Here is a 1,949-nt window from a genome sequence, read left to right on the forward strand (position 1 = left end):
CCATGAGAGGGTATCGGCCGCGAGATCGAGCGCCGCCTCGCCGGACCAAGGCGGCGTGGCGGGCCCCCGGCAGAGGTCGAGCGCGTCGTTGCACAGCGCGCCGCGCAGCGCTGCCGCTCCGCCCGGCCAGCTCTCGGCCAGCGCCGCGAGCATGGCCAGAAGCCAAGGCCCCGTTGCATCGGCGTCGATCACCAGCGGCGCGGAGACAGGCTCCGGCAGCAGGGCCGCCAGATCCCCCAGATGGGCAATCGTCGGCCCCTCCTCGCCCACCAGCCCCTGCGCCAGGGGATGATCGGAATCAAAGCCCGCGCGCGTCGGCAGATCGGGGCAAAGCCGGATCGGCGCGTGGCTGTCCGTCGGCCGGGGCAGGGGGGAGGGCTCGGTCATGGCAAGGTCCGGTTCGTGGCGGCGAGGTCGATCACCGCCCCCAAACCGGGCCGGGATCGCGTTTCATCCGTGGCGGGAAACTCCCGCCTTCTGCGGGCTTTTATGATGGGCCTTCCACGAGCGAGCGTCCAGACCGGGCCGTCCGTCCCGACCGCCCCGGAGGCATTTGCGAGGGATCGACCCCGCGAGGTGTGGTCAAAACGCATCGGCCGGGGCACCCCGGCGTGATGCAGGCGCGATCCCGCGCATCTCGGCGCTACCCTCCGCCACCCGATTGCGTCAGGGTCGCGGCATGTTCCGCCCCGTCGAAATCCCGCTCTGGCTGCTTGTGTTGATCGTGCTGTTCGCCACGGTCACCTTCGCCTCGCATTTTCTCTTTCCTTCGGTGCGCTGGTTCTTTCGCAAGCGGATGGAGCGGGCGGTGGCGCGGCTCAACACCCGGCTTGCGCGGCCGATCGAGCCGTTCAAGCTCGCCCGCCGCCACGACATGATCCAGCGGCTGATCTACGACCCCGCCGTGGCGCAGGCGATCGTGGAACATGCCCAGGGCCACGGCGTGCCGGAAAATGTCGCCTTTGAGCTGGCCGGGGATTACGCGCGCGAGATCGTCCCCTCCTTTTCCGCTACCGCCTATTTCACCTTCGGTACCCGGCTCGCGAAATGGCTGAGCCGCGCGCTCTACCGGATCCGGCTCGGGGCTTTCGACCGCGACACGCTCGATGCGATCGATGCCGATGCGGCGGTGGTCTTCGTGATGAACCACCGCTCCAACATGGATTACGTGCTGGTAACATGGCTCGCCGCGCGCACCTCGGCGCTGTCCTACGCGGTGGGCGAATGGGCGCGGGTCTGGCCGCTGGCACCGCTGATCCGCGCGATGGGAGCCTATTTCATTCGCAGGCGGGATCGCGGCGCGCTCTATCGCCGGGTTCTGCAGCGCTATGTGCAGATGGCGACGGCGGGCGGCGTGACGCAGGCGATCTTTCCCGAGGGCGGGCTCAGCCTCACCGGCCGGATGGCGGCCCCGAAGACGGGTCTTTTGGGCCATATCGTCGAGGATTTCGGCAACCACCCGCGCGACGTGATCTTCGTGCCGGTGGCGCTGAACTACGACCGCGTGCTTGAGGACCGGGTGCTGATCGGGGCGGGGCAGGCCGGCAACCGGCGGTTTCGCGTGCCGCCCTCGCGGCTGATCGGCGCGGTACTGGGGCATCTGGGCCAACGGCTCACAGGGCGGTTCCGCGGCTTCGGCACGGCCTCCGTCGGCTTTGGCGCGCCCCTGTCGCTGGCCGAGTTCCTCGAGGGCAAACCGCCGGAGGCGCAGGATACGGCGCGGCTGTCGCGCGAGATGATGGCCCGTATCGAGGCGGTGATGCCGGTGCTGCCGGTGCCTCTGGTGGCGGGCATCCTGCTTGATGCCTCACCCCTGCCGCCCGAGCGAATCGAGATCCGCGTCGCCGCCTGCCTGGGCATGCTGCACGCGCGCGGCGTCGCCCTGCCGCGCCGCGACGCCGCCCGGATCACCGCCGATGCGCTCGACAACCTGCTCCGGCGCGGCCTGC

2 protein-coding genes are annotated in these 1,949 nt (G+C 70.1%); one reads left to right on the forward strand and one right to left on the reverse strand.

The window, feature by feature from the left end; translation table 11 throughout:
* Nucleotides 1–387, reverse strand: a 387-nt coding sequence (locus NHG85_RS11775) for a methylmalonyl-CoA mutase family protein (RefSeq protein WP_253332605.1), incomplete at its 3' end; no start/stop codon positions are given.
* Nucleotides 388–679: 292 nt separating this feature from the next.
* Here NHG85_RS11775 and NHG85_RS11780 point away from each other — a divergent pair.
* Nucleotides 680–1,949 (forward strand): 1-acyl-sn-glycerol-3-phosphate acyltransferase (locus tag NHG85_RS11780; RefSeq protein WP_253332607.1); only part of this gene is annotated, 1,270 nt, incomplete at its 3' end.

The sequence above is a fragment of the Limimaricola litoreus genome (assembly GCF_024159025.1).
In the GTDB taxonomy this organism is placed as follows: domain Bacteria; phylum Pseudomonadota; class Alphaproteobacteria; order Rhodobacterales; family Rhodobacteraceae; genus Limimaricola; species Limimaricola litoreus.